General features: G+C 65.5%; 21 protein-coding genes. 17 read left to right on the top strand and 4 right to left on the bottom strand.

What is annotated here, in order from left to right:
• Positions 1 to 2 precede the first annotated feature (2 nt).
• From ACT3UQ_RS17900 to rmuC, 3 genes are all read left to right on the top strand, one after another.
• Positions 3 to 266: a hypothetical protein gene (locus ACT3UQ_RS17900; RefSeq protein WP_105569303.1), complete on the top strand. Its 264-nt coding sequence runs from the start codon at positions 3 to 5 to the stop codon at positions 264 to 266.
• 108 nt (positions 267 to 374) lie between these two features.
• On the top strand, positions 375 to 1,106 hold the full coding sequence (locus ACT3UQ_RS17895; protein WP_444637649.1) for a hypothetical protein: 732 nt from the start codon (positions 375 to 377) through the stop codon (positions 1,104 to 1,106).
• Between the two features lie 48 nt (positions 1,107 to 1,154).
• Complete coding sequence (rmuC, locus tag ACT3UQ_RS17890; protein WP_444637648.1) at positions 1,155 to 2,384, top strand: DNA recombination protein RmuC; 1,230 nt, start codon at positions 1,155 to 1,157, stop codon at positions 2,382 to 2,384.
• On the opposite strand, the gene ACT3UQ_RS17885 is transcribed toward rmuC, so the two are convergent.
• Positions 2,381 to 2,875, bottom strand: coding sequence for a GNAT family N-acetyltransferase (locus ACT3UQ_RS17885; protein ID WP_444637647.1), 495 nt, complete (start codon positions 2,873 to 2,875; stop codon positions 2,381 to 2,383). The two genes, rmuC and ACT3UQ_RS17885, sit on opposite strands and share 4 nt — an antisense overlap.
• 98 nt (positions 2,876 to 2,973) lie before the next feature.
• Complete coding sequence (gene yczE, locus ACT3UQ_RS17880; protein WP_444637646.1) at positions 2,974 to 3,657, bottom strand: membrane protein YczE; 684 nt, start codon at positions 3,655 to 3,657, stop codon at positions 2,974 to 2,976.
• A 60-nt stretch (positions 3,658 to 3,717) separates the two neighbouring features.
• Between yczE and yczR the strand changes: the two genes are divergently transcribed.
• Complete coding sequence (gene yczR / locus ACT3UQ_RS17875) at positions 3,718 to 5,130, top strand: MocR-like transcription factor YczR (RefSeq protein WP_444637645.1); 1,413 nt, start codon at positions 3,718 to 3,720, stop codon at positions 5,128 to 5,130.
• Between the two features lie 123 nt (positions 5,131 to 5,253).
• Here yczR and ACT3UQ_RS17870 read toward each other — a convergent pair whose 3' ends face one another.
• Positions 5,254 to 5,733: an inorganic diphosphatase gene (locus ACT3UQ_RS17870; protein ID WP_096282979.1), complete on the bottom strand. Its 480-nt coding sequence runs from the start codon at positions 5,731 to 5,733 to the stop codon at positions 5,254 to 5,256.
• Positions 5,734 to 5,831: 98 nt separating this feature from the next.
• Here ACT3UQ_RS17870 and ACT3UQ_RS17865 point away from each other — a divergent pair, with 98 nt between their 5' ends.
• The 13 genes from ACT3UQ_RS17865 to panC all read left to right on the top strand — a co-directional run bounded on the left by ACT3UQ_RS17865 (position 5,832) and on the right by panC (position 18,005).
• Positions 5,832 to 7,193: a D-alanyl-D-alanine carboxypeptidase/D-alanyl-D-alanine-endopeptidase gene (locus ACT3UQ_RS17865; RefSeq protein WP_444637644.1), complete on the top strand. Its 1,362-nt coding sequence runs from the start codon at positions 5,832 to 5,834 to the stop codon at positions 7,191 to 7,193.
• A 9-nt stretch (positions 7,194 to 7,202) separates the two neighbouring features.
• A complete protein-coding gene (locus ACT3UQ_RS17860) occupies positions 7,203 to 8,126 on the top strand; it encodes a zinc-dependent metalloprotease (protein ID WP_105569298.1) in 924 nt (307 codons plus the stop codon).
• Positions 8,123 to 9,079: a tRNA lysidine(34) synthetase TilS gene (gene tilS / locus ACT3UQ_RS17855; protein WP_444637643.1), complete on the top strand. Its 957-nt coding sequence runs from the start codon at positions 8,123 to 8,125 to the stop codon at positions 9,077 to 9,079. The genes ACT3UQ_RS17860 and tilS overlap by 4 nt, the downstream gene beginning before the upstream one ends.
• A gap of 50 nt (positions 9,080 to 9,129) precedes the next feature.
• Positions 9,130 to 9,681 carry a hypoxanthine phosphoribosyltransferase gene (gene hpt / locus ACT3UQ_RS17850; RefSeq protein ID WP_105554114.1) on the top strand — a complete coding sequence of 184 codons (552 nt, stop codon included), beginning with the start codon at positions 9,130 to 9,132 and terminating at the stop codon, positions 9,679 to 9,681.
• A gap of 107 nt (positions 9,682 to 9,788) precedes the next feature.
• Entirely contained in the window at positions 9,789 to 11,714 is a 1,926-nt protein-coding gene (ftsH, locus tag ACT3UQ_RS17845; protein ID WP_444637642.1) for an ATP-dependent zinc metalloprotease FtsH, read from the top strand.
• A gap of 10 nt (positions 11,715 to 11,724) precedes the next feature.
• A complete protein-coding gene (gene folE / locus ACT3UQ_RS17840; RefSeq protein WP_255248300.1) occupies positions 11,725 to 12,303 on the top strand; it encodes a GTP cyclohydrolase I FolE in 579 nt (192 codons plus the stop codon).
• 5 nt (positions 12,304 to 12,308) lie between these two features.
• Positions 12,309 to 13,211, top strand: coding sequence for a dihydropteroate synthase (gene folP, locus ACT3UQ_RS17835; RefSeq protein WP_181148303.1), 903 nt, complete (start codon positions 12,309 to 12,311; stop codon positions 13,209 to 13,211).
• Positions 13,198 to 14,031: a 2-amino-4-hydroxy-6-hydroxymethyldihydropteridine diphosphokinase gene (gene folK, locus ACT3UQ_RS17830; protein ID WP_181148301.1), complete on the top strand. Its 834-nt coding sequence runs from the start codon at positions 13,198 to 13,200 to the stop codon at positions 14,029 to 14,031. The genes folP and folK overlap by 14 nt, the downstream gene beginning before the upstream one ends.
• Positions 14,028 to 14,489 carry a DUF3180 domain-containing protein gene (locus ACT3UQ_RS17825; protein WP_105554117.1) on the top strand — a complete coding sequence of 154 codons (462 nt, stop codon included), beginning with the start codon at positions 14,028 to 14,030 and terminating at the stop codon, positions 14,487 to 14,489. Before folK ends, ACT3UQ_RS17825 begins: the two co-directional genes overlap by 4 nt.
• Positions 14,470 to 14,955, top strand: a complete 486-nt coding sequence (locus tag ACT3UQ_RS17820; RefSeq protein WP_105554134.1) for a PH domain-containing protein — start codon at positions 14,470 to 14,472, stop codon at positions 14,953 to 14,955. The genes ACT3UQ_RS17825 and ACT3UQ_RS17820 overlap by 20 nt, the downstream gene beginning before the upstream one ends.
• Positions 14,952 to 16,262 carry a PH domain-containing protein gene (locus ACT3UQ_RS17815; RefSeq protein WP_181148299.1) on the top strand — a complete coding sequence of 437 codons (1,311 nt, stop codon included), beginning with the start codon at positions 14,952 to 14,954 and terminating at the stop codon, positions 16,260 to 16,262. Before ACT3UQ_RS17820 ends, ACT3UQ_RS17815 begins: the two co-directional genes overlap by 4 nt.
• Before the next feature lie 4 nt (positions 16,263 to 16,266).
• Positions 16,267 to 17,133, top strand: a complete 867-nt coding sequence (locus ACT3UQ_RS17810; RefSeq protein ID WP_105554119.1) for a Rossmann-like and DUF2520 domain-containing protein — start codon at positions 16,267 to 16,269, stop codon at positions 17,131 to 17,133.
• A 17-nt stretch (positions 17,134 to 17,150) separates the two neighbouring features.
• Positions 17,151 to 18,005 carry a pantoate--beta-alanine ligase gene (gene panC / locus ACT3UQ_RS17805; protein WP_105569295.1) on the top strand — a complete coding sequence of 285 codons (855 nt, stop codon included), beginning with the start codon at positions 17,151 to 17,153 and terminating at the stop codon, positions 18,003 to 18,005.
• 1 nt (position 18,006) lies between these two features.
• Here panC and ACT3UQ_RS17800 read toward each other — a convergent pair whose 3' ends face one another.
• Positions 18,007 to 18,969: an NAD(P)H-dependent flavin oxidoreductase gene (locus ACT3UQ_RS17800; protein ID WP_105554120.1), complete on the bottom strand. Its 963-nt coding sequence runs from the start codon at positions 18,967 to 18,969 to the stop codon at positions 18,007 to 18,009.
• Positions 18,970 to 19,106 lie beyond the last annotated feature (137 nt).

The following is a 19,106-nucleotide window of genomic DNA, read 5'->3' as shown; positions in this document are numbered from 1 at the left end:
TTGTGAACCGGAATGGCTCCGGGCGATTGCTCCCCAGCAATCGCGCTTCGCCGGTGGTTAAACTCTGCGAAGCCAACTCGCGCCGCGTGGAACTCTTCCTGCCCATCCCCATGGTCAGGAGCCTCCACTGGCGTGAGCCACTAAATAAAATCATTGCAATTATTTGCCGCGTGCGTCAACTCGGCGCGCTCGCGGCGGGCTTCGGAGCGGCTGAGCATTCGAATAATTTCGATCAGCAGGCATTCACCCTAGGTCATCCGTACTAGTGAGATGAATATTTCCTTTTGGTGGCCAGCAGAGCTGAGAAGTTCCTCCAAATTCGACAGCGGCCGCTACGTGCACAGCATGGCCCCTGGTTCTGCGAAGATCATTGCATGAAGCTACAACAACGGTTGATGGGTGCCCTGCTGGTCGGCATGCTTGCGCTGGCAGCCGGGGCTCCTCACCGCGATTTGCCGGACCGGTCGCCGGCCCAAAGCGGGCCCTGCGCATCGATCCACCGGTTGAAGCCGGAACTTGAACTGAGCCAGCGCGTCACCTTCGTGCTGGCACCGGCCTATGGACAAACCGAGGTAACCATCACCAATTGTCTGCTCGGCCGCGATGGTTACACGCAGCAGTGGAATGCCCGGGGCTTTGCCGGCAGCGCCGGTTTTGCCAGACCCGGTCCCGTGTATGTCAATTCTCTGCAGACACCAACCGGGTCCTATAGCGTCACCGAAGCGTTTGGTCGAAGCAATCCGGGAACGAGCCTTGGCTACCGTGAGCTCACCGAGGATTCCTATTGGGGTGGGCGCGAGGGGCGGCGCTTTAACAGCTATTTTGAGGGAGCGGGCGAGTTTCCCGACGAACCGCTCTGGCGATATATGCAGGCCGGGGACTACCAGCAGGCAGCCGTTGTCAACTACAACCGAGCGCCCGACGCTCGGCCGGTGCACGGGCGGAGCTTCGCGATATTCCTCCATGCGGGACTGCGCGAAACCTGGGGTTGCATCTCCACGGATCTGGCTACGGTGGAGAAATTTCTACGCGATACGCACCCGGGAGATCGAATCATCATGGGCGTGGAATCCGAGTTATTCAAAGCTCTTGAAAGCCAGCGCTGAGGCCGGTTGCGGCCTATTATGTCCGATGGTGCTGATAGCTCTTGAGCTATGACTATTGTGCTGTTGGTGCTTGTGCTACTCAATATCCTGCTCGTTGTCGGCGCGCTCTTGCTGATCGTGCGGCGGACCGGTTCGAACGACCAGGCGCAGATTGCCGCGGCGGTGCGCGCAACCCATGGCGAGCTGCGCCAGGACCTGGGTGCGCAACGCGCCGAGCTGCGCGATTCGCTGCACGAGGTGCGCCGGGACAGCGAGCAGCGGCTGGAAACGATCCGCGCCACCGTGGATGCGAAGATCACCGCGTTGAACGAATCGAACCAGCACATGCACCGCCAGCTGCACAGTGCGCTGCGCGAAGAACTAGAGCGCTTGCGCGTGGGCAACGAGTCGAAGCTCGAGAAGATGCGCGAGACGGTCGACGAGAAGCTGCAAGGGACCTTGGAGAAGCGGCTCGGTGAATCCTTTGAGCTTGTCAGCCAGCGCTTGGAGCAGGTGCAAAAGGGGCTGGGCGAAATGCAGAATCTGGCCGCGGACGTCGGCGGGCTCAAGCGCGTGCTGACGAATGTGAAGAGCCGCGGCACCTGGGGTGAGGTGCAGCTCTCGCGCCAATTGGAAGACCTGCTCACCCCGGAGCAGTATGCGCAGAACGTGGTGATTCGGCCCGAGAGCCGCGACAGCGTCGAGTTCGCGGTGATCATGCCCGGGCGTGAGGAGAAGCCGGTATACCTGCCGATCGATTCGAAGCTGCCGCAGGAAGACTACGAGCGGCTTTTGGACGCCCAGGAATCGGGCGACAAGCTGCAGCTCGATGCGGCGAGCAAGGCGCTGGATAGGGCCATCACCATCCAGGCGAAGAAGATCGCCGAGAAGTACATCGAACCGCCGCACAGCACGGACTTCGCGATCATGTACCTGCCCACCGAGGGGCTCTTCGCCGAGGTGGTGCGCCGCCCGGGACTTGCCAGCCGGCTGCAAACCGAACACCGGGTGCTGGTCACCGGCCCGACGACGCTGATGAGCCTGCTCAATTCGCTGCAGATGGGCTTCCGGACCCTGGCCATCGAAAAGCGCAGCAGCGAGGTCTGGCAGGTGCTTTCCGCGGCGAAGGCCGAGTTCCGCAAGTACGGGGACGTATGGGACAAGCTGGAGAAGCAGTTGAGCACCGCGCAGAACACCGTCAAGGAAGTCGGAACCCGAACCCGGGCGGTGGAACGCAGGTTGAAGGATGTCCAAAGCCTGCCCGAAGAGCCGGTTTTGGAGCAGGCGCTCGGGCGCTAGCGGTCCAGCCGCAGCTTGAATCCGAGATGCGAGGCGGTGAAGCCCAGCCGCTCGTAGAAGCGGTGCGCCTCTGCCCGCGAGGCATCCGAGGTGAGCTGGACCAGCCCGGCGGCGCAGGCCGGCGCCGCCGCGTCGATCACCCAGCGCAGCATCGCCGAGCCCAGGCCCGTCGAGCGGGAATCGGAGCGCACGCGGACCGCCTCCACGTTCAGCCTGACGGATCCGCCCCGGGAGATCCCGGGGATGGAAGTCAACTGCAGCATCGCGATCACCTCGCCGGCGCGTTCGCCGAGCACCAGATCGTTGCCCGGATCGGCCAGCAGCCGCTCCAGGGCCTGCGCATAGTCCGCGGAATCGGCCGTCGCTTCGCGGGCGGCGCCAAGCGCATCGTCGGCCAAGAGCCGGCGCATTGCCGGAAGGTCGGCCGGTTCGGCGCGGCGCAGCAGCACCTCGGAGTTCAGCGGGGTGGGCAGGTCGAGCGTGGCGAGCATGGATGGCCTTTCGAAAAATCAGGGGCCGAACCGCCGCGCCGATCCAGGGTAGGCGATTCACAATCCCAAGTATGCAGCGAAACTCCGGTCACCTCCCGCTAAGCGGCGGGCGTGGGCGCTTCCTCGGCGGGGTGCTCCGCGCGCAGCTCGACGATGCAGAAGCGCAGGAAGAGCTGGGTGACCGGTCCGATGGCCACCGCATACAAGAGAGTTCCGAAGCCGACGATGCCGCCCAGCAGCCAGCCGATGGCCAGCACGCTGACTTCGACTCCGGTGCGCGCCAGGCGCAGGCTGACTCCGGTGCGCGCATGCAGCCCGGTCATCAGTCCGTCGCGCGGCCCCGGGCCAAGCTGGCTGCCGATATAGAGCCCGCCGCCGAACCCGTTCACCAGCAGGGAGCCGGCGAACAGGGCCAGCTGCGTGGGGAGGGAATCTGCCTGCGGAATCACGGCCAGTCCGATGTCGGCGGCCACGCCGATCCAGATGACGTTGGCGATGGTGCCCAGGCCGGGCATCTGGCGCAGCGGGATCCAGAGCAGCAGCACGAGGAAGCCGAAGAGGATCACCACTGTGCCCAGGCTGAGGCCGGTGTGCAGGGTCACGCCGTAATGGAGCACATCCCATGGGGCCAGGCCCAGTCCCGAACGGACAAAGCCCGCCATGGCCAGGCCAAAAAGGGTCAGGCCCACGAAGAGCTGGATGAGGCGCCGCGGAAGCCGCCCGGCGCGAAGCTGCGCCAGGGGTGTCAGGCGGGCCAATTTGGGGGAGCTGAAAGTTGCCATGAATCAATCATCTCGGCAAATGGCATTCAAAAAAAGTGCCAATTAGTGCACACTGGACCTATGACAGTGAACCAACGCCATCTGCCCGCCCGGCGATTGAGCGGGATGCTCGGGCAGCGGGCGGGCGAGCAAGCGGCCTACAGCTGGCTCTCGGAGGGAATCCGGCAACTGGTGGTCAACGGCCGGGTGCTCCATGGAACCATGCTGCCCAGCGAGCGCGAGCTGGTGGCCGAGCTCGGAATGAGCCGCACCACAATCACGCGCGCCTATCAGGAGCTCCGCGAACGCGGCTTCGCCGAGGCCCGGCAGGGCTCGGGGACCAGGATCCGGATTCCCGGCGGTGAGGTCGGGGGAGGCGCCGAGCCGTTGGCGGTGGGCGTGCAGGAAACGCTTCCGCCCGGTGGAATCGACCTCACCTGCGGGGCGCCTACTGCTCCGTTGGGCCTGGCCAGCTACTACCAACGCGCCCTCGATCAGCTGCCCGGCTACATCGGCGGGATGGGCTACTACCCGCTGGGCCTTCCGTTGCTGCGCGAGGCGATCGCCGAAGACTACGCCCGCCGCGGCCTGCCCACCGGCCCCGAGCAGATCATCGTGACCGCCGGCGCGCTGTCGGGGGTGGCCACCGCGGCCCGGGCGGTGCTGGCCCGCTCAGCCCGGGTGCTGGCCGAAAGCCCCAGCTACCCGAACTCCGTGAACTCCCTGCGGCAGCACGGAGCGCGCATGCTCGCGATGCCCATCGGGCCCGAGGGCAGCGACGTGGCGGGCATCGAAGCCGCTCTGGCCCGCGGCGGGATCGGCGCCATGCTGTGCCTGCCGGACTTCCACAACCCGACCGGTACCCTGCTGGAGAATGAGGGACGCGAGCGCTGGGCCCGGGCGTTGGCCCGCCACGGCGTCCAGGGGATCATCGACGAGACGAACGCCGAGCTGTGGCTGGACGAGCGGCCGCCGGTATTTCCGATGGCGAAGTTCGGCGAGAACCTGATTACCGTGGGCAGCGCCAGCAAAACCTACTGGGGCGGCCTGCGGCTGGGCTGGATCAGGGCGCCGCGAGCGCTGGTGGGGGCCATCAACCAGGTCCGGGCCACCATCGACCTCGGCGCACCGGTGCTGGAACAGCTGGTGCTGAGCATGCTCATCACCGAACGGGCGGGCCTAGACGAGCCGACGCGCGCCAGTCTGCGCGCCAGCCGTGACTGGCTCCACGGATCCTTGGGAGCCGAACTGCCCGAGTGGAAGATCCAGAAACCCGGCGGCGGAATGTCGCTGTGGTGCAATCTCCCGGCGCCCAGGTCCGCGGCCCTGGCGGCGCAGGCCCGGAAGGCGGGATTGGTGCTGAGTCCCGGGGCCACCTTCGCCGTTCAGGACCACGGCCTGGACCACTGGCTGCGCGTGCCCTACGCCCTCGATGGCGAAAGCCTGGCTCGGGCTGTGCCGCAGTTGGTCGAAGCCTGGAAGACGGTGGCCTGAGGTGCGTTGCGCGGCGCGGAAGCCCGGGCACTTGCCGGCTTAATCGGAAATGGGGCCCGGCCACCGCTTGGAAGCGATGAATCGGACCCCCATTGCCGCCGAAGCGGCAACACCGGTGGAGAACTAGGCCTTGAAGCGCTCGATGGAGCGAGCCAGTTCGGCCTCGGCGGCCGCGCGGCCCTCCCAGCCCTCGGCCTTGACCCACTTGCCCGGTTCCAGGTCCTTGTAGCGGGTGAAGAAGTGCTCGATTTCCTTGATCAGCCACTGATCGATGTCTTCGAGTTCCTTGATGTGGTCGAAGCGCTTGTCGGTCGGCACGCACAGCAGCTTCGCGTCGCCACCGCCATCGTCGGTCATGTTGAAAACGCCGATGGGGCGGGACTCGACGATGACGCCCGGGATCAAATCGACACCCGGGATGTAAACCATGGCGTCCAATGGATCGCCGTCTTCGCCCAGGGTGTCGTCGAAGTAGCCGTAGTGGGTCGGGTACTGCATGGAGGTGAAGAGCACTCGATCCAGGCGCAAGCGATGGGTCTCGTGGTCGATTTCGTACTTGACGCGTGATCCGGTTGGGATCTCGATGGTCACGTCGTGGCTCATAAAAAGCACACTCCTAAACTAGTCTTAGGGATATCCGCTAATAAGCGTATCGCCCCCGGGGGCATAAGTAGCTAAACCCGCGAGAGGAACATGCTCACATGAACACTGCCGTAAGACGCGTGCTGACGCTTGCGGTGGCGCTGTTGGCAGTGGTGGGCATGGCCGTGGCGATGTTCAGCGCTCCGCGCAGCTTCACCGGTGAACCGCAGGCGCACTACGTCCGTGCCAGCGCAACCGCTCCGGACGCCGCGCCGGTCACCGTCAAGGATCTGGATCCCGAAGCTCCCCTGCCCGATAGCGCGGTGCTCGCCGCGCAACTGGATGCGATCCTGGGCACCAAGGGGGATCAGACCTCCTTCAATGCCCAGGTGGTCGACGTGGCCAGCGGCAAGGTGCTCTACGACAAGAATGCGCAAACTCCCGGAACTCCGGCCTCAAGCCTGAAGGTGGCCACTGCGCTGGCCGCGCTGGATACCCTCGGCGGGGAGCACCAACTGTCCACCAGCGTGTGGCTAGACGGTCACACCCTGGTATTGCGCGGCGGCGGGGATGTGCTGCTGGGCGACGGCGAGTCCGACCCCGCGCACCCCAAGGGCTACGCGGGCCTGGCCACTCTCGCGGCGCAAACCGCGAAGGCGCTGGAGGATCGCGGCATCGGCGAGGTGGAGCTCTGGCTCGACGATTCGCTCTTCGGCGATGCGCAGACGAACCCGGCCTGGGATAGGTCGTTGTTCACCTCGAATAACATCGGCGCGGTATACCCGATCGCGCACTACGCCGGACGCGCCGCCGAAAGCACCCGCTCGGCCTATCAGTCAGACGCCGCCCAGCAGGTGCGCAAGGTTTTCGCCGCCGAGCTGGGCAAGCAGGTGAAGGTCAGCACGGGCGGACGCGGCGCCTACGAGGGCGGGGAACAGCTCACCGAGGTGCTCTCCGCCCCGCTGCGCGTGCAGATCAAGCACATGCTGCTGGTCTCGGACAACTACCTGACCGAAGCCATGGGCCGGCTGGTCGCGGTGCGCCAGGGCCTGGACCCGAAGCAGGCCGGATTGGCCGTGCAGCAGGTGGCACAAACATATGGCGCCACCGGCATATCCTTGGTGGATACCAGCGGGCTGGCCGCAGCCAACCAAATTTCACCGGCCGCGTTGACCACGCTGCTGCGCGCCGCGGCCACCAGCGGAAAACCCGAACTGCGCGAACTGGTCTACTCGCTGCCCGTCGCTGGATACAACGGCACCCTGATGAACCGGCTCGATGCCGCCGCTACGCTCGGGCTGGTGCGGGCGAAAACCGGCTCGCTGACCGGGGTGGCCACGCTGACCGGGATGACGCTGACCGAAGACGGGCGGCTGATCGCTTTCAGCATCTTTGCCGCACAGCCCAACGGGGCGCTGGCACCACATAAACCAACCATCGACCAGGCAGTCACCGCCCTGCGCGGCTGTGGGTGCCGGTAGGAGAATTACATGAGCCAGTTCATCGATTGGGATCTCGCCGTAAGCACCGCAAAAACGCTGATGCCCGCCGGGCCGGCGCTGAGCGGCAAACAGGCGGCGCGGATCGTGGAAGAACTGCGCATCGCCGGCGGGCAGGGGCTCACCGAGGCCGAACGGATCTCGCAGCTGACCTCCACCGCACCCTCCGAAACCCTCGTGGTGGACCGCGCCGGATGGGCCAAGGCGGTCAGCCAGAACTTCGCCGCAATGCTTCCCGAGCTGCCCAAAACCCCCACCGCCCTGCCGCTGATCGCCGGGGCGGAACTCGGTGCGGTGCTTTCGGTGCTCGGCCCCCGGGTGCTGGGGCAATTCGACCCGTTCGCCGGCCCCCGGCTGCTGCTCAACGCCCCGACGATCACCCAGATCCGCGGCGAGCTGAACCTGAACGCGCGGGACTTCTACCTGTGGATCGCCACCCACGAGCAGACCCACCGGCTGCAGTTCGAACATGCGCCATGGATCCCTGGGGTGATGAAGCAGACCCTGGCCGAGGTCTTCGAGCCGCTGGGCGGGAAGACCAACTCGATGAACGACATCGGGGCGCGGATCAAAACCATGCGCAGCGAGGTCGGCGAGCTGACCAGCATCATGTCGGTGCTCGAAGGCCACGCAATGGTCGTGATGAACGATGTCAGCTCGATCCGCACGATCAAGACCATCCGCAACCGCTTCACCGCCCGCGGCAAGAACCGTTCGCCCTGGGCCAGCTGGATCGGCAAGCTGCTGGGCATGGACGCCAAGGCCCGCCAGTACGAGCGCGGCGCGAAGTTCGTGCGCCACCTGGTGGACGAGATCGGCTATGCCGGCTTCAACGAGATCTTCACCGACCGGGAACTGTTCCCCAGCTCCGCGGAACTCGACAACCCCGCACGCTGGCTGGCCCGCACCCGATGAGCCGGCCGATCGACCTGGCCCGCAACGCGGTGGCGGCGCAGGCCGGAGAATTCGCGCTGCTCGGCGTTTCGGGCGGGGCCGATTCCCTGGCGCTGGCCGTTGCCGCCAGCCAGCTGCGCGAGCGGATCCGCTTCGCCGTGGTGATCGTGGACCATGGCCTGCAAGCGGGCAGCGCCGCGGTGGCGGCGCGCGCCGCCGCGCAATGCCAGGCGCTGGGCCTGGAGGAGGTGCTGCTCAAGACGGTGCACACCGCCGGGGACGAGGCCTCCGCCCGGGCCGCCCGATATGCGGCCTTCGAGCAGGCCATGGAGCAGACCGGGGCGCAACGCCTGCTGCTCGCGCACACCAAAGACGATCAGGCCGAACAGGTGCTGCTGGGGATCCTGCGCGGTTCGGGCACCAGGTCCTTGGCCGGAATACCCGTCTCGCGCGGCCCCTACGCCCGCCCGCTGCTGGAGCTGACCCGCCAAGACACCGAGCACATCTGCGCGCGGGCCGGCGTCGAGTACTGGGAAGACCCGAGCAATGCGGACACCGCCTACCGACGCAACCACATCCGCCACGAGGTGCTCCCGTTTTTGCGTGCGCAGCTCGGCGGGCACCTGACCGAGGCGCTGGCCCGCACCGCGGCGCTGGCGGCGGCGGACGCAGACGCGCTGGACTCCTGGGCCGGCCGAGCCTGGGCGCAGGCACGCAGCGCCGCCGGGGTGGACTTGCGGATTCTTGCCACTTTTCCCGAGGCCATCGCCTCCAGGGTGCTGCGTCTGGCCGCCGCCGACGCCGGGGCGCTGAATCTGGGCAGCGAGCGCACGGCGGCCCTGTGCGCGCTGGCCGGGGTGGGGGCGAGCAAGTCCCGTTCGGACGGTCCGGTGCAGCTCGAAGGCAAGATCAGCGCGCTGCGGCGCTCCTCGGTGATAGTTTTCACGACCACAAGCTCAACAACACTAAACTAAATGTGGCACTCTAGTTGAGTACCCCACCTCTGAGAATCAGGAGAACCCTCGTGGATTCGAACACAGTCAAGGCCGATCTCGCGCACGTACTGTATACCAAGGAAGAAATCCAGGCTCGCATCGATGACCTGGCCGCACAGATCGACAAGGATTACGAGGGACGCGACATCCTCGTTGTCGGCGTGCTCAAGGGTGCGGTGATGGTCATGGCGGATCTGGTCCGCGCGCTGAAGTCCCACCTGTCCATGGACTGGATGGCGGTCTCCTCCTACGGTTCCGGAACCCAGTCTTCCGGCGTGGTGCGTATTCTCAAGGACCTGGACACCGATTTGATGGGCAAGCATGTGCTCATCGTCGAAGACATCATCGACTCGGGCCTGACCCTGTCCTGGTTGAAGGCAAACCTGGAATCCCGCGGCCCGGCCTCGGTGGAAATCTGCACCCTGCTGCGCAAGCCGGAAGCGGCGAAGGTGGAAATCGACGTGAAATACGTCGGCATGGACATTCCCAACGAATTTGTTGTCGGCTACGGCTTGGATTACGCGGAAAAGTACCGCAACCTGGACTGCGTGGGCACCTTGGCTCCGCACATCTACGAGTAGGGAACTTTTAACGCCGCTTAGGCGTTGAACTGAATCGAAGGTGGCGTTGCCCGGACGCCGGCAGAACGCGTGAGGGGGATGCGAAAGGTACGGGACCTTTCGGGTCGATGAAAACTAAGAAGATTTTTAACAGCTGGATCATTTGGGTCCTGGTCGGTGTGACCGCGATGGTGTTGTTCCTGCCGATGGTATTCGGCAACGGTTCGGCACAAGTGGATACCTCCGTGGGCCTGAACCAACTCACCAGCGGTAACGCCACCGAAGCGAAGATCTTCGACGGAGATCAACGAGTAGACCTGACCCTGCGCGACGCGCTGAACGTCGACGGAGTGGACAAGGGAAAGAAGATTTCCTTCTACTACTCCGTACCCCGCGCCGACCAGGTGGTCGACGCGATGAACGACGCGCAGCTGAGCAAGTTCACCGATCAGCCGGTGGAAAACAACTGGCTGCTCTCGATGCTCGGCATCATTATCCCCTTCATCCTGATCGCAGGCATCTTCTGGTTCATCCTGGCGCGCAGCCAGGGTGGCGGTTCGAAGGTGATGCAGTTCGGCAAGTCCAAGGCGAAACTGATCACCAAGGATATGCCGCAGGTGACCTTCGTGGACGTGGCCGGCGCCGAAGAGGCGGTGGAGGAACTGCACGAAATCAAGGAGTTCCTGCAGGAGCCCGCCAAATTCCAGGCCGTGGGCGCGAAGATTCCCAAGGGCGTGCTGCTCTACGGCCCTCCGGGCACCGGCAAGACGCTGCTGGCCAAGGCCGTGGCCGGCGAGGCGGCGGTCCCGTTCTACTCGATTTCGGGTTCCGACTTCGTCGAGATGTTCGTCGGCGTGGGTGCCTCGCGCGTGCGCGACCTGTTCGAACAGGCCAAGACCAATTCCCCGGCGATCATCTTCGTTGATGAGATCGACGCCGTGGGCCGGCACCGCGGCGCCGGCATCGGCGGCGGCAACGACGAACGCGAGCAGACGCTGAACCAGCTGCTGGTCGAGATGGACGGCTTCGACGCCTCCACCAACGTCATCCTGATCGCCGCGACCAACCGTCCGGACGTGCTGGACCCGGCGCTGCTGCGCCCGGGACGCTTCGACCGGCAGATCCCGGTGGAGGCACCGGATCTGAAGGGCCGCGAACAGATTCTGAAGGTCCACGTGGCCGGCAAGCCGATGGACGCCACGGTGGATCTGAACGCGGTGGCGAAGAAGACCCCGGGCTACACCGGCGCGGATTTGGCCAACGTGCTCAACGAGGCCGCGCTGCTGACCGCCCGCTCGAACGCAAACCTGATCGATGACCGCGCGCTGGACGAAGCGATCGACCGGGTGATGGCCGGGCCGCAGAAGCGCACCCGGCTGATGGACGAGCACGAGCGCAAGGTCACCGCCTACCACGAAGGCGGCCACGCGCTGGTGGCCGCGGCGATGAACCAGACCGCACCGGTCACCAAGATCACCATCCTGCCCCGCGGCCGCGCCCTGGGCTACACCATGGTGGTCCCGGAGTCCGATAAGTACTCGATCACCCGCAACGAACTGCTGGACCAGATGGCCTACGCCATGGGCGGCCGCGTGGCCGAGGAGATCGTCTTCCACGATCCCTCCACCGGCGCGTCCAACGACATCGAGAAGGCCACCGACACCGCACGCAAGATGGTCACCGAATACGGCATGAGCGAGAAGATCGGCGCGGTGCGCCTGGCCTCCTCGGCCGCCGCGCAGGGCATGGGCACCGGGAGCCGGGACTACTCCGATGAGATGGCCCACCTGGTCGACGAGGAGGTGCGCACGCTCATCGAGCAGGCGCATGACGACGCCTACTGGGCGCTGACCGCCAACCGCCACGTGCTGGACCGCCTCGCGCTGGCCCTGCTGGAGTACGAAACGCTGAACCAGAAGGAAATCGCCGAGCTCTTCGTCGATCTGGTCAAGCGCGACAAGCGCGACGTGTGGCTGAGCAACGACGAGCGTCCGGTCCACGAACAAGGCCCGGTATTAAGCCCCAAGGAGCGCGCGGCGCGTTCGACCGACTAGGATCGAAGTCGTGATTGAAGTCAATGAGATCGACCAGCCGCGCATTGCCGCGGCGGTCCGCGAAATCCTCGAAGCGATCGGCGAAGATCCGGACCGCGATGGCCTGCTGGACACCCCGAAGCGGGTAGCCAAGGCCTACGCCGAATTCTTCGCCGGTTTGCATCAGGATGCCGCCGAACACCTGTCCACCACTTTCGACATCGAACATGACGAACTGGTGCTGGTCAAGGACATCCCGTTCTATTCCACCTGCGAACACCACCTGGTCCCGTTCTACGGCACCGCGCATATCGGCTACATTCCGGGCCGCGGCGGCAAGGTCACCGGTCTGAGCAAGCTGGCGCGCCTGGTCGAGGTCTTCGCCCGCCGCCCGCAGGTGCAAGAGCGCTTGACCACCCAGATCGTCGATGCGCTCGTCGAACACCTCGAACCCACCGGCGCGATCGTCGTGATCGAATGCGAGCACATGTGCATGTCGATGCGCGGGGTGCGCAAGCCCGGCGCGAAGACCGTCACCAGTGCGGTGCGCGGACAGCTGCGCGAGACCGCAACCCGTGCCGAAGCCATGAGCCTGATCCTCGGAAGGTAGCAATTATGTCACTTGGAGCCATCCCGGGCACCGGCCCGGCCACCAGTCCGCTGACCGTGATCCGCAAGTCGAAGCGGAAGAGCTTCGCGGACCTGCCAACCGGGCGCACCCTGGTGATGGGGATCCTGAACGTCACCGAGGACTCCTTCTCCGACGGCGGCGAGTTCCTGGGCACCGACAAGGCGCTGGACCACGGGCTGAAGCTGCTCTACGCCGGAGCCGACATCATCGACGTGGGCGGGGAATCCACCCGTCCCGGAGCCAAGGACGTGGATCCCGCCCTGGAGCAGGCGCGCATCATCCCGGTGATCGAGGCGCTGGCCAAGGCCGGCGCGGTAATCTCCGTGGACACCATGCACGTGTCCACCGCCCGCGCGGCCATCGCCGCCGGGGCGCAGCTGGTCAACGATGTCTCCGGGCTGACCTATGAGCAGGGCATGGCGGAACTGATCGCCGAAACCGGGGTCCCCTACGTGCTGATGCACCGCCGCGGCACCGCCGCGAATATGGTGCACGAGGCGAACTACGGGGACCCGGTGGCCGAGGTGCTCGCCGAGCTGCGCACCCTGCGCGACGAGTTCCTGGCCAAGGGCGTGAAGCCCGAACAGCTGATCCTCGACCCGGGCCTGGGCTTCGCGAAAAATGCCGAGCACAACTGGGCGCTGCTGGCCAACCTGGCGGCCTTCGCGGCGCTGGGCCACCCGGTGCTGGTCGGCACCAGCCGCAAGCGTTTCCTCGGCGAACTGCTGGCCGACGGCAAGGACCCGCGCGAACCGCTGGGCCGGGACGTGGCGACCGCCGCGACCACCGTGCTCGCCGCCCGGGACAACGCCTGGGCGGTGCGCGTGCACGATGTGGCGGCCAGCCGCGACGCGTTGGAAGTCGTGCAGGCCTATGGATCGCATTAGCATCCAGGGAATTTCCGCCACCGGCTATCACGGGGTCTTCGACCACGAGAAGCGCGAAGGCCAGGAATTCCGCATCGACGTGGTGCTGCATGTGGACATCACCCGGGCCGCGCTGAGCGATGACGTGGCGGACACCGTGGACTACGGGGCCGTCAGCCAGCTGGTGGTCGCGCAGATCCAGGCCGGACCCTGGGACCTGATCGAAAAGCTCGGTGCGCAGATCGCCGAGGCGATCCTCGCCGCCTGGCGCTCGGTGGCCACCGTGGAGGTGGTGGTGCACAAGCCGCAGGCTCCGATTCCGGTGCCTTTTTCCGATGTGAGCATCTCGCTGACCCGGCAGCAGAGCGTACATACCGCGATTATCGCGCTGGGCGCCAACCTCGGGGACAGCGCCGCGACGCTGCGCTCGGCCATCGCGGAACTGCGCGAGCACCTCGAGGTGCTGCGGACCTCCCCGGTAGCGCTGACCAAGCCGGTGGGCGGCCCGCCGGAGCAGCCCGATTACACCAACCAGGTCATCGAGGTGCGCACCACGCTGGGTCCATACGAGCTGCTTGAGCTGTGCCAAAGCATCGAGGCCAACCACGAGCGCACCCGCGAGGTGCGCTGGGAGGCGCGCACGCTGGACCTGGATCTGATCACCTTCGACCAGCTGCGCCTGGACGAGGAACTGCTGACCCTGCCGCATCCGCGCGCCCACACCCGCGGGTTCGTGCTCGCCCCGTGGAGCTGGATGGATGCCGACGCGGTGCTCAACGGACAGCTGGTATCCCGGCTGGCGGCCGAAGCGGCGGACACCGCGGACATCATCAGGCTATGAACCGGCTCAAGCTGCGCACGCTCATCTGGTGCACGCTGCTTGGCGGCGTGACCGGTTGGGTTGCCTTGCGCCTGCTCACGGCCGCCGGCAGGTTCTCCCCGGTGCTCGACTACGCCGCGTTGTTCTCCCTGGGCGCGGTGTGCGCGGTGGTCCTCTTCCTCGGTATCCGGGTCAAGCGTTCAACCCTGGGCCGCGGCCATATCGACCCGATCGCCGCCGCGCGCACGCTTGTGCTCGCGCAGGCGGCCGCCTACGCCGGCGCACTGATTACCGGCTGGCATCTGGCCCCGCTGCTGACCTTGCTGTTCGCCTCCGGCTCGAGCCCCACGCTCACCCGCGCGATGGTCCTCACCGGCGCCGGGATCCTGATGGTGGTCATCGGCTACCTTGTCCAGCACCTTTGCAAACTACCGCCCGAGGACACCGATGAAAATACCGATGGAATCGTCACCGAATAACTTCACCGCGGTGGACCCCGACTATTTTAAGGTCAAGCTGGCCACCTGGCTGATCCAGACCGGCAGCTACCTGCTGGTGGCGCTGCTGCCGTTGATCCTGCGCCTGTTCGGCCTCCCCGTGCCCTGGTGGTTGGTCATCCTCCCGCCGGTGCTGGTCCTCGGCCTGGCCTTGCCGATCCTGCGCATGCTGCGCCGCCAGGTGCGGGCGCTGGGCTACCGGGAACGCGAAGAAGACCTGCTGGTGCGTTCCGGGGTGCTCTGGCGCAAGCAACTTGTCATCCCCTACGGGCGCATGCAATATGTCGAGGTCACCAGCGGGCCGCTGGAACGCCGCTATGGGTTGTGCAAGCTGACGCTGAACACCGCCGCCGGGTCGGCCACCGCGGTCATCCCCGGGCTGCGCGAAGACACCGGGCAGGCATTGCGCGAACGCTTGGTCGCGGCCGGCGAGGCGAACCTGCTGTGAACGAATGGCAGCGGGTCCACCCGGCCAGCCCCTTTGTGCACGGCTGGCTGGCCATCGTCGGTTTGGCCTGGGTGTACTGGCAGAATACCGATGACATTTCCTGGGCGGAACGTTTCACCGGCAGCCGGCTGGCCTGGACCGTGGGCATCGGCTCGGCGGCGCTGGCGCTGGTGCTCATCTTCTACGCGCTGTCCTGGTATTTCACCCGCTACCGGATCAGCGAAACCCACGTTTATGTGAACGCCGGAATGGTCTTCCGCAGCCAAAAGCAGGCGCGCATCGACCGGGTGCAGGGCATCGACATCGCCCAGCCCCTGGTGGCCCGGCTGCTCGGCTTGGCCGAACTGCGCTTCGATGTGGCCGACGGTTCGGCCTCGGTCATGCGCCTGTCCTTCCTGCGCAAGGCGCACGCCCACCAGCTGCGTGCCGAGATCCTGGCGCTGGCCCAAGGCGAGATCCCGGTGCAGGAAGAAGCCGCGCAGCCGGTTCCGCTGATGGCCAAGGTGCCAGCCGGACGCCTGCTCGCCTCCATGTTCCTGCGGCTTCCCACGGTGGTTGGCGTGCTCTTGGCGTTGGTTCTGGGCATCCTGAGCCTCTCGGGGGTTGGCGTGCTGGTTGCCGGCCTGGTGCCGATGCTGCTCGGCTTCGGCGGCTGGTTCTACAAGGAACTGAACAACTCATGGAACTTCAGTGCGAGCGCCACGGATACCGGCCTGCGGATCAGCCACGGGCTGGCCGATACCAAGCAGCAGTCGTTGCCGGCCGGCCGGGTGCAGTCGATCCAGATCAGTTCGCCGGCCTTTTGGCGGCTGCTCGGCTGGTACCGGGTGGAGGTCAACGCGCTCGGTGTCGGTGAAGAAGAAATGTCGAATCTGCTGGTGCTGCCCGTCGGGGACTTCGAAGCGGTCACCCAGGTGATGGGGATCTTGCTGCCCGAGTTGGGGGTCGAGAACCAGCGCGCGGTGCTGCATACCGCCATCACCAGCGGAACCGACCACGGTTTCACCAGCTCACCGGCTCGTGCCAAGGCGTTGTCTCCGGGGGCCTGGAAGCATCAGGCGTTTTTGAGCACCGGCAGTTGCGTGATCACCCGCTTCGGTTGGCTTTCGCGCAGCGCGGCCTTCGTGCCGCATAGGCGGATCCAGGGGATGGTGCTGCAGCAGGGCCCCTGGGAGCGTCGCCGGGAGTTGGCGGGGATCCGCCTGTACAGCGCAGGTGGCTCGATCATGGGCTACATGCATCAGCTCGATGAGCAGGTAGCGACAGAATTTTTTGCGGCGCAAGCGCGGCGACAGGTTGAGAGGTAGATCCATGGAGGCACCACGCTTAGGCATTGGAATCATCTCCGCCGGCAAGGTCGGAGCGGTCCTCGGAGCCGCATTGGCGGCCGCCGGGCACCGGATCACCGGCGTGCATGCGGTCTCCGAAGCGTCGCGGGACCGTGCCGAGGTGTTGCTGCCCGGCGTGGAGATCCTGGATCCGGCCGAAATCCTGCGGCGCAGCGAGCTGGTGCTCTTCGCGGTCCCAGATGATGTGCTCGGCGAACTGGTCCAGGGCTTGGCCGCCGCTGGGCACTTTGTGACAGGCCAGCTGGTTGCCCACACCGCCGGACGGTACGGCACCGGGATCCTGGAGCCCGCGCGAGCCGCCGGAGCCTTCCCGCTGGCCATCCACCCGGCAATGACCTTTACCGGGATGAGCTTGGATCTGCAACGGCTTACCGACTGCGTTTTCGCCGTCACCGCGGATGAAATCATGCTCCCCGTGGCTCAGGCGCTCGTGGTGGAGATGCGCGGAGAGCCGGTGGTAATCGCCGAGGCAGACCGCGTGAGCTATCACGCGGCGCTGGCCCATGCGGCAAATCATCTGAACACCATTACCGCGCAGTCGGCCGATATGCTACGCCGGATCGGGGTGCAAGATCCGGCGGCTACGCTGCGTGCGTTGATGGGCGCAAGCCTGGACAACGCCTTGCGTTCGGGAGCCGGAGCCTTGACCGGGCCGGTAGCCCGGGGCGACGTGGGAACCGTCAGGGCGCATCTGGCCGCGATGGCCAAGGACCAAACCGAGACCGTGGACAGTTACCGCAGCCTCTCGCGGGCTACCGCGCAACGTGCGGCGGCACTCGGGCGGATCTCGCCGGGAACACTTCAAGAACTGCTGCAGGTTCTAGAATAGAGGGCGTGAAGACCCCGATGATTGTTCAAACCCGCGATGAGCTGAAGACAGCGATCGCTCAGGCCAACCCGCAAACTCTGGGCTTTGTTCCCACCATGGGGGCATTGCATGAGGGGCACGCGCGACTTTTTGCCAAGGCGCGTACCGAAAACGAGTTGGTGGTCAGTTCGGTCTTCGTCAATGAGCTGCAATTCAATGATGCACAGGACTATGCCAATTACCCGCGTGACCTAGATGCCGATGTGCAATTGGCCGCGCAGGCCGGGGTCGATATCGTCTTCGCGCCGCGCGCCGAGGAAATCTACCACGCGGGGATGCCGTTGATCCGGCTGAACAGCGGGGTGCTGGGCGAAATGTACGAGGGGGCCTCCCGCCCGGGGCATTTCGACGGGATGCTGGCGGTGGTGGCCAAGCTGCTTCACCTGGCAGATCCGCGGCAGGGCGAATACCGCGCCTATTTCGGGCAGAAGGACGCTCAGCAGTTGGCGCTCATTCGGCGGATGGTCGCAGATTTGGACTACCCGGTGCAGCTGCGCTCGGTGCCGATCGTAAGGAGCCCCGAAGGGCTGGCGCTGTCCAGCCGCAATGCGCTGCTCAACGCCGAAGAACTGCGGGCCGCGCTGGTGCTGCACCGTGCGATCGAACTGATTTCCGGGCGTGCTGCCCGTCACGAACCGCTGAATATTGACGACGCGCTGGGCCTGTTCCAGATGGAACCACTAGTCGAGCTCGACTATTTCGTGGTGGTAGACCCTAATACCCTCCAGGAGCTCGCCTTCAATTGCCAGGACACTCCCTTTACCGGGCAGGGCCTCGTGCTGGTGGCGGCCAAGGTCGGTAATGTGCGCTTGATCGATAACCAGCCAATTTAAGTCAGTCGAAGCGTCGTGCGGTCCGCTCGAGAATTTCGCGGAATTGTCCCAACTCGGCCATGATCTGCGCGGCGCTTTCCTCTGCTTGAACGAATTGGACCGCTTCACCGGCATAAACCGGGGCCATCGAGACCAGTGCTTGCGCGCGGGCAGTGCGGATCTGTTCACGCAGCTGTTCCGTGGCAGCGGCCTGCAGCCCGGGAATGTCCCCGGCCCAGCGCTGGCTGAATTCGTTTCTCAGCGCCCGTCCGCCAAACTCTTCCGCCCAGGGAAGCTGCTGTGCGATATCAAATGCGCGGGTGTATACGGTGTCGTCTAATCCGGAGGCCAGGACCGCGGCCTTTAAGTTCTCGTGTCCGCTGGCTTCGGCACTAGCAAGGAAACGCGTCCCTACCCAAGCCGCATCTGCGCCGGCGGCCAATACCGCAGCGACGGCCCGGGCGGTGCCGATGCCGCCGGCGGCGATCACCGGTTTAACGTGCTGCATCGTCGCCAGCTGCACCAGCGGCAGCGTTCCCGCTTCGTTGCGGCCATGGCCGCCGCCTTCGCCGCCCCGGGCTATGACAACATCGATATCATCTTGCATGGCCCGGGCGAGGTCTTCGGCGTTTCCCACCTGCATGGCAGTGAGCACTCCCGCTTCGTGAGCTAGGGCCGCGCTCCTGGTGGGGTCGCCGAAACTCAATACAACCAATGACGGCTCGTAGTCGAGGAAGCTTTCCAGGGCGCTCAGGTCATTTTCCAAAGACCACGCCATGAAACCGACACCCCAGGGGGAATCTGTTGAGCCCAGATGGGCTGCCTGCTCCGAAATCCATTCGCCGGTGGGGGTGGCCGGGCAGCCAATCATCCCTACGCCGCCGGCGGCGCTGACGGCGGCAGCGAGCTTGCCGCCGGCGGCGCCTGCCATCGAAGCGTTAAAGATTGGCTCACGGTATCCAAGGAGTGTCTGAAGGTCGCTCATAACGCCAGACTAGGACACCAAATTGAATGTGACGCAGAACCCCCTCCGTCGATTTGTAAGTTACCCGAAGTCTCTGTATAGTTTTTCTCTGTTGCCGGAATGGAAACAACGTGGAATACACGTAGAATTCATCCGGA

Source organism: Glutamicibacter sp. AOP12-B1-11 (assembly GCF_052379245.1).
GTDB lineage: Bacteria > Actinomycetota > Actinomycetes > Actinomycetales > Micrococcaceae > Glutamicibacter.
Note: the sequence above shows the minus strand (reverse complement) of the source record. Positions and strands in the feature narration are given on the sequence as shown.